This window comes from Pseudactinotalea sp. (genome assembly GCF_048594945.1).
Taxonomy (GTDB): domain Bacteria; phylum Actinomycetota; class Actinomycetes; order Actinomycetales; family Beutenbergiaceae; genus Pseudactinotalea.
This window is the reverse complement of sequence record NZ_JBMDXJ010000464.1, coordinates 20,877-27,534: the sequence shown is the minus strand read 5'-3', so window position 1 is coordinate 27,534 and position 6,658 is coordinate 20,877. Positions and strand designations below refer to the sequence as shown.

Below are 6,658 nucleotides of genomic sequence, written 5' to 3'. Positions count from 1 at the left end.
TGCTGCTCACGCACCAGGGCAAGTACCAGGCCCGCGCCGCCGGTGACGTGATCGTCGCGCGCGCCACGGGCGGAGGCGTCGACGACGCGGCCTGGGGCCGCCACGTAGCCACGGCCGATGCTGCCGCCGTGCCGCAGGTCGTGTTCGGCGAGCCGGAGGTGGCCTCGGTCGGACTCACCGCAACAGGGGCCTCCGACGCCGGATACGAGACCCGCGTGGTCGACCACGACCTGGGCGCCATCGCGGGCTCGAGCCTGCGAGAGGACGGTTACGCCGGCCAGGCGCGCATCGTCGTCGACACCGCGCGCGGGGTGATCCTGGGGGCGACGTTCGTGGGCCCCGACGTCGCCGATCTGCTGCAGGCCGCCACCGTCGCCGTCGTCGGCGAGGTCCCGATCAAGCGACTCTGGCACGCCGTTCCCGCCTATCCCACCGTGAGCGAGATCTGGCTGCGGCTGCTCGAGGGGTACGGCCGCGAGAGCGCCTGACGGAGCGGCCCGAGAGAGCGAGTGTCGGTGATCCGTGCAAGGGTGGACGACGTGGCTCCCGACCGACCGGAGAGGTCCCGATGATCGAGTTCCAGTCCGTGACGAAGCAGTTCGCCGACGGCACGCTCGCCGTCGAGGACTTCAGTCTCGTGCTGCCCTCGCACCGCACCACGGTCTTCGTCGGGTCCTCCGGCTGCGGCAAGACCACGCTGCTGCGCATGATCAACCGGATGGTCGAACCGACCGCGGGTGATGTGCAGATCGACGGCGAGAGCGTGCTCGGCCAGGACCCGGTCGCGCTGCGGCGCAGCATCGGCTACGTGATGCAGAACTCCGGTCTGATGCCGCACTTCACGGTCATCGACAACGTCGCCACGGTGCTTCGCCTGGTCGGCACCGCCAAGCCGGCGGCGCACGCGCGTGCCCGGGAGCTGCTCGACGTCGTCGGGCTCGACCAGGAGCTCGCCGAGCGGTATCCCAGCCAGCTCTCCGGTGGCCAGCAGCAGCGCGTAGGCGTGGCCCGAGGGCTCGCGGCCGATCCCAACATCCTGCTGATGGACGAGCCGTTCGGCGCGGTGGACCCGATCGTGCGCGCGGACCTGCAGCAGGAGCTGATCCGGTTGCAGCAGGAGCTCGACAAGACGGTCGTGTTCGTCACGCACGACATCGACGAGGCGTTCCTGCTCGGGGACCAGGTGGTCATCCTCGACAAGGGCGCCCGCGTTGTGCAGGTCGGCAGCCCCAGCGAGATCATCGAGAACCCCGCCGACGAGTTCGTGTCCGCGTTCATCGGCGTCGACCGCGGCCGGCGTGCCCTGCACATCAAGCAGACCGCGCACGGGCGCGTGCTCGTGGACTCCGAAGGCCGCACGCAGGGCGCACTCGTCGAGGATGGTGCCGTTCCGTGAACTGGGTCCTCGACAACGTCGGGCTGATCCTGGACCTGACCGCAGTACACCTGCGCCAGAGCGTGATCGCGATCGTGCTCGGGGCAGCCGTGTCGTTGCCGCTGGGCTGGGTCGCCTGGCGGTACCGCTTGGTGCGGGGGCCCGTGATCCTGCTGACCGGTCTGCTCTACACGATCCCCTCGCTCGCCCTGCTGATCCTCATGCCCGCGGTGCTCGGCTACTCGGCGATCAGCGAGACCAACCTGGTGGTGGCGCTGACGATCTACGCCGTGGCGATCCTGGTGCGCTCGGTCGCCGATGGGCTCGACTCGGTCGACAGCGCCGTGCGGCAGTCCGCCACGGCGATGGGTTACGGCGGGGTCCGGCGGTTCTGGACCGTGGACCTCCCGCTCGCCGGTCCGGTCATCCTCGCCGGTCTGCGCGTGGCTGCCGTCAGCACGATCTCGCTCGCGACCGTCGGCATCCTCATCGGCGTCACCAACCTCGGGTACCTCTTCGAGAACGGACTGCAGCGCCGCATCGTGGCCGAGGTCGGCGCCGGAGTCCTCGCGGTCGTGGTGATCGCGCTGCTCATCGACCTGCTGCTGGTGCTCGCCGGGCGCCTAGCCATGCCGTGGACCCGCGCCAAGCAGACCAGCGCTGCCGCGCGGCGCACACGCCTGCCCCTGCGAGCCGCTGCATGAACCTCTTCGCCGATGCCTTCGCGTGGCTGACCTCGCCCGACCGGTTCGAGGGAGCGTACGCGCTGCCCACGCTGCTGAGCCAGCACCTGCTCTACACGATCGTGTCGGTGCTGGTGGCCGCCTTGATCGCCGTCCCCGCGGGATGGCTGATCGGGCACACCGGCCGGGGCCGCGAGATCGCCGTGGCGCTCTCCGGGGCGGCACGCGCGGTGCCGTCGTTCGGTCTGATGGTGCTGCTCGTGCTGCTGTTCGGCGTGCTGCGGATCCCCGAGGCCGCCGTGGTCACGTTCGTGCTGCTGGCGATCCCGTCGCTGCTCGCCGGCGCCTACACCGGGCTCCAGGCGATCGACCGGCGCGTCATCGATGCCGCGCGAGCCACGGGGATGACCGAGCGGCAGGTGTTCTGGAAGGTCGAGCTGCCGCTGGGGCTTCCGCTGTTGGTGGGCGGGCTCCGGTCGGCCACGCTGCAGGTGATCGCCACCGTCACGATCGCGGCCTACGTCAACCTCGGCGGGCTCGGCTGGCCGATCATCCAGGGCATCCCGCTGCGCCGGTTCGACCAGGTGCTCGGCGGGGCGATCCTCGTCGCCGTGCTGGCGCTGGTGGTCGACCTCCTGCTCGCCGCCGCCCAACGCGCTGCCGTCCCGACCGGGCTGCGCGTCCACTCCTCCGCACGGCGCGAGCGCCGCGCGGCATCCGCTGCTTCATCGTCCTGAGTCCCCACCGAGAGGAACCTCATGTTCACCGCACGCCACTCACGCCTGACGCTGACCGCGGGCGCCGTGCTCGCCGCCTCCCTGGCACTCGCCGGGTGCTCCAACGACAACCCGCTCGAGGACCCGACCGATGCCGGTTCGGAGGATGCCGGCGGCGCGATCGTCGTGGGCTCGCAGGCGTACTACTCCAACGAGATCGTCGCCGAGATCTACGCGCAAGCGCTGGAGGGCGCCGGCCTGGAGGTCGAGCGTCAGTTCAGCATCGGCCAGCGTGACGCGTACATGCCGGAGATCGAGTCCGGCGCGATCGACGTGTTCCCCGAGTACACCGGGAACCTGCTCGAGTTCCTCGACGCCGAGGCCACCGCCACCAGCCCGGAGGACGTCTACGCCGCTCTCCAGGAAGCCCTGCCGGAGCAGCTCACCGCGCTCGACTTCGCGGAGGCCTCGGACCAGGACACCTACACGGTGCTCGCGTCGTTCGCGCAAGAGAACGGCCTCACCACGATCGGCGACCTTGCGAATGTCGACCAGGAGCTCACCATCGGCGCGGCTCCCGAGTTCGAGCAGCGCCCCTACGGTCCCGCTGCGGCCGCGGAGGTCTACGGCGTGGACCTCACCTTCTCGGCGACCGGCCCCACCACGCTGGAGTCGCTCCAGGCTGGTGAGATCCAGGTCGCCGATATCTACTCGGCCGACCCGGCATTCGAGACCGGCGAGATCGTCGCGCTCGAGGACCCGGAGAACATGATCCTGTCCTCGAACGTGGTGCCGATCGTCTCGAGCGACATCGCCGACCAGGTCGCCGAGGTCATCAACCCGATCAGTGCGGCGCTGACCGCGGACGACCTCGTGGCGTTGAACGCGCAGAGCACGGTAGAGCAGCTCTCGAGCGCGGACATCGCGAGCGGTTGGCTGGAGGAGAACGGGCTGCTCTGAGTCACTGAGGCACGGCGGGCATGAGGGGCTTGGTCTCCTTGCGCCGGTGCACGGACAGGTAGCGCAGGCCCTCGTGCCCGGCCAGGATCGCGCGGCGTGCCCGGCGGGGCAGGTGCACGATCTGGCCGGGCGTCAGCGCGATCTCTCCGGCAGCCGTGCGCAGCGTGCCCGAACCGGCGATCACGTGGATGAGGACGTCGACGTCGGCCCCAGCGTGCTCGGCGATCCCGTCACCGGCGGGAAGCGCGATGAGGTTGGCGTCGAGCTCCCGGTCGCTCGGCTCGAGCCGCCACACCGCGCCGGCGGCCTCGGGGTCGTCGACGGCGTCGGCCATCTCGCTCTCGTCCAGCACCACGCGCGGTAGCCGGGTCGTGTCGAGTGCGTCATCGGTGCCCATGCCGACCATCATCGCGCCTGGATGCGCAGCCCGATCTGTGCTTGGCTCGTCTCGGCACCAGGGCCTGCACGTGGATCACGCGGACCGGATGCGGCCGGGACGAACGAGAGGAACCCGATGGATGCGCTCGATCTCACCGCCGTCGTCGAGGAGCTCATCGTCGCCGCGCGAGCCAGCAGCGCCCAGCGCAGCGGCCGCACGATCCATGGTGGTCGCGATCATCATCTGCGGCAGACCGTGGTGGCGCTCGCTGCCGGCGGTGAGCTCGCCGAGCACGAGAGTCCCAGCGAGGCCACGGTCCAGGTGCTGGCGGGGCGGGTCACGATCACGGCGGGGGAGTCCACATGGGAGGGGCGGGCGGGCGACTACCTGATCATCCCCCCGGAGCGCCACCGGCTCGACGCGCTCGAGGACTCCGCGATCCTGCTGACCGTGACCGTGGCCACCCGCGCGACCTGAGCGCGATGTCCAGCACGATCCGCACAGCACGCGTCTACGAGGACGTCGGCGACAACGACGGCGCCCGCGTGCTCGTCGACCGGCTCTGGCCACGCGGCATGCGCAAGGACGACCCGCGCGTGGGAACCTGGTTCCCCGACGCTGCACCCTCGACCGAGTTGCGGCGTTGGTACCAGCATGAGGTCGACAGGTTCGTGGAGTTCGCCGAGCGCTACCGAGGTGAGCTCACCGACGAAGCGAGCGACGCCGTCGACCACCTCGCCGAGATGGCCGCAGCCGGGCCGATCACGTTGACGACCGCGAGCAAGGACCTCGAGCACAGCGAGGCTGCCGTGCTCGCCGAGGTGCTCCGGCGTCGGTAGGTCCCAGCGCGGCGCACGTCGGATTCCCGCCGACCTTCTCGGGGGCGGTCACTCCTCGCTCCGCACCCGGTCGCCGACGTGACCAGCGAGGTCGGTGTCGTCGCTGGTCAGTCGTTCGACCTCCTCGCCGGCCGTGCAGGTGCGCAGCGAGATCGTCAGTTCACGCGGGCTGCGGTTCAGCACCGCCCAGGTCCCACCACGCTCCTCCCAGCGCAGCAGCGCCGCGAGGGCCGACGACGGCGGAGCGGCTTTCTGCGGCATCGCACCTCTCCGCCGTGGTCGGGACGGTCTCGATTGTGCCCCTCAGACCACGCCGAGGGACAGCATCGCGTCCGCGACCTTGGTGAACCCGGCGATGTTCGCGCCGGTGACATAGTCCCCGGGGCTGCCGTACTCCTCGGCCGTGGCCAGGCAGCTGGAGTGGATGCCGCGCATGATCTGCGCGAGCCGGTCCTGGGTGTGGTCGAACGTCCAGGAGTCGCGTGAGGCGTTCTGCTGCATCTCCAGCGCACTGGTGGCGACGCCGCCGGCGTTGGCAGCCTTGCCCGGGCCGAAGCCGACGCCGGCCTCGGCGAGGACGCGCACCGCCTCGGGCGTGGTCGGCATGTTGGCCCCCTCGGCGACGATCGCCACGCCGTTGCTCAGCAACGTCTTCGCGTGGTCGGCGTCCAGCTCGTTCTGGGTGGCGCAGGGCAGCGCGATCCGGCAGGGGACGTCCCACACCGAGCCGCCCTTGACGAACCGCACGTCGCCGCCGGCGCTGTCGGCGTACTCATGGAGCCGGGCGCGCCGCACCTGCTTGACCTCGTGGAGCAGCTCCAGGTCGATGCCGCGCTCGTCCACCACGTAGCCGCTGGAGTCCGAGCAGGCCACCACGGTGCCGCCGAGCTCGTGCACCTTCGCGATCGCGTGGTGCGCCACGTTGCCCGACCCGGAGACCACCACGCGGGCGCCCTCGAAGCCTTCCCCGCGGCTGCGGAGCATCTCATCGACGAAGAACACCAGGCCGTACCCGGTGGCTTCCGGGCGGACCTGCGAGCCGCCCCAGCTCAGCCCCTTGCCGGTGAGGACGCCCGACTCGTAGCGGTTCGTGATCCGCTTGTACTGGCCGAACAGGTAGCCGATCTCACGGCCGCCCACACCGGTGTCACCGGCGGGCACGTCGGTGTACTCACCGATGTGCCGGTAGAGCTCGGTCATGAAGGACTGGCAGAACCGCATCACCTCGGCGTCGCTGCGGCCCTTCGGGTCGAAGTCCGAGCCGCCCTTGCCGCCGCCGATCGGCATGCCGGTGAGGGAGTTCTTGAAGATCTGCTCGAAGCCGAGGAACTTGACGATCCCGAGGTACACGCTCGGGTGGAACCGCAGCCCGCCCTTGTAGGGGCCGAGCGCCGAGTTGAACTCCACGCGAAAGCCGCGGTTGATCTGCACGTCGCCCTGGTCGTCGACCCACGGCACCCTGAAGATGATCTGCCGTTCCGGCTCGCAGAGCCGGCGGATGATCCCGCCGTCGGTGTACTCGGGGTGCTTGCTGACGACCGGACCCAGGCTGGCGAGCACTTCGTGCACGGCCTGGTGGAACTCCTGCTCGCCGGGGTTGCGGCGGAGCACCTCTTCGAAGGTCGAGCGGAGGCGGCTGTCGAGCTCGGGCACGGGTACTCCTCGTGGGTCAGGGTGCCGCGGTGGTCGCGGCGTGGGTCATGCGG

9 protein-coding genes and 1 pseudogene are annotated in these 6,658 nt (G+C 70.5%); 7 read left to right on the top strand and 3 right to left on the bottom strand.

The window, feature by feature from the left end; all coding sequences use genetic code 11:
* From ACOJSN_RS21105 to ACOJSN_RS21085, 5 genes and pseudogenes are all read left to right on the top strand, one after another.
* A pseudogene (locus tag ACOJSN_RS21105) lies at nucleotides 1-488 on the top strand (pyridine nucleotide-disulfide oxidoreductase); the annotation flags it as partial.
* Nucleotides 489-568: 80 nt separating this feature from the next.
* Complete coding sequence (locus ACOJSN_RS21100) at nucleotides 569-1,396, top strand: ABC transporter ATP-binding protein (protein WP_420114447.1); 828 nt, start codon at nucleotides 569-571, stop codon at nucleotides 1,394-1,396.
* Nucleotides 1,393-2,079, top strand: coding sequence for an ABC transporter permease (locus ACOJSN_RS21095; RefSeq protein ID WP_420114446.1), 687 nt, complete (start codon nucleotides 1,393-1,395; stop codon nucleotides 2,077-2,079). The genes ACOJSN_RS21100 and ACOJSN_RS21095 overlap by 4 nt, the downstream gene beginning before the upstream one ends.
* Nucleotides 2,076-2,795, top strand: a complete 720-nt coding sequence (locus ACOJSN_RS21090; RefSeq protein WP_420114445.1) for an ABC transporter permease — start codon at nucleotides 2,076-2,078, stop codon at nucleotides 2,793-2,795. The genes ACOJSN_RS21095 and ACOJSN_RS21090 overlap by 4 nt, the downstream gene beginning before the upstream one ends.
* Nucleotides 2,796-2,816: 21 nt before the next feature.
* Complete coding sequence (locus ACOJSN_RS21085; protein ID WP_420114444.1) at nucleotides 2,817-3,734, top strand: ABC transporter substrate-binding protein; 918 nt, start codon at nucleotides 2,817-2,819, stop codon at nucleotides 3,732-3,734.
* Nucleotide 3,735: 1 nt separating this feature from the next.
* Here ACOJSN_RS21085 and ACOJSN_RS21080 read toward each other — a convergent pair whose 3' ends face one another.
* The gene (locus tag ACOJSN_RS21080; RefSeq protein ID WP_420114443.1) at nucleotides 3,736-4,131 is read right to left on the bottom strand and encodes a cupin; all 396 of its coding nucleotides are present in this window, start codon (nucleotides 4,129-4,131) and stop codon (nucleotides 3,736-3,738) included.
* Between the two features lie 117 nt (nucleotides 4,132-4,248).
* On the opposite strand from ACOJSN_RS21080, the gene ACOJSN_RS21075 reads away from it, so the two are divergent.
* Together ACOJSN_RS21075 and ACOJSN_RS21070 are read left to right on the top strand one after the other, a co-directional pair.
* Entirely contained in the window at nucleotides 4,249-4,590 is a 342-nt protein-coding gene (locus ACOJSN_RS21075) for a cupin domain-containing protein (RefSeq protein ID WP_420114442.1), read from the top strand.
* A 5-nt stretch (nucleotides 4,591-4,595) separates the two neighbouring features.
* On the top strand, nucleotides 4,596-4,952 hold the full coding sequence (locus ACOJSN_RS21070; RefSeq protein WP_420114441.1) for a DUF488 domain-containing protein: 357 nt from the start codon (nucleotides 4,596-4,598) through the stop codon (nucleotides 4,950-4,952).
* A 48-nt stretch (nucleotides 4,953-5,000) separates the two neighbouring features.
* Here ACOJSN_RS21070 and ACOJSN_RS21065 read toward each other — a convergent pair whose 3' ends face one another.
* Together ACOJSN_RS21065 and gdhA are read right to left on the bottom strand one after the other, a co-directional pair.
* Nucleotides 5,001-5,213, bottom strand: a complete 213-nt coding sequence (locus ACOJSN_RS21065; RefSeq protein ID WP_420114440.1) for a hypothetical protein — start codon at nucleotides 5,211-5,213, stop codon at nucleotides 5,001-5,003.
* A 42-nt stretch (nucleotides 5,214-5,255) separates the two neighbouring features.
* Nucleotides 5,256-6,605 (bottom strand): NADP-specific glutamate dehydrogenase, encoded by a 1,350-nt coding sequence (gene gdhA / locus ACOJSN_RS21060; RefSeq protein ID WP_420114439.1) that lies wholly within the window; start codon nucleotides 6,603-6,605, stop codon nucleotides 5,256-5,258.
* Nucleotides 6,606-6,658 lie beyond the last annotated feature (53 nt).

What these genes read in the sequence shown, in the direction of transcription:
- ACOJSN_RS21090 (WP_420114445.1), top strand. Translation starts at nt 2,076, where the DNA reads ATGAACCTCTTCGCCGATGCCTTCGCGTGGCTGACCTCGCCCGACCGG.
- ACOJSN_RS21085 (WP_420114444.1), top strand. Translation starts at nt 2,817, where the DNA reads ATGTTCACCGCACGCCACTCACGCCTGACGCTGACCGCGGGCGCCGTG.
- ACOJSN_RS21070 (WP_420114441.1), top strand. Translation starts at nt 4,596, where the DNA reads ATGTCCAGCACGATCCGCACAGCACGCGTCTACGAGGACGTCGGCGAC.
- ACOJSN_RS21075 (WP_420114442.1), top strand. Translation starts at nt 4,249, where the DNA reads ATGGATGCGCTCGATCTCACCGCCGTCGTCGAGGAGCTCATCGTCGCC.
- ACOJSN_RS21080 (WP_420114443.1), bottom strand. Translation starts at nt 4,131, where the DNA reads ATGGGCACCGATGACGCACTCGACACGACCCGGCTACCGCGCGTGGTG.
- ACOJSN_RS21065 (WP_420114440.1), bottom strand. Translation starts at nt 5,213, where the DNA reads ATGCCGCAGAAAGCCGCTCCGCCGTCGTCGGCCCTCGCGGCGCTGCTG.
- ACOJSN_RS21100 (WP_420114447.1), top strand. Translation starts at nt 569, where the DNA reads ATGATCGAGTTCCAGTCCGTGACGAAGCAGTTCGCCGACGGCACGCTC.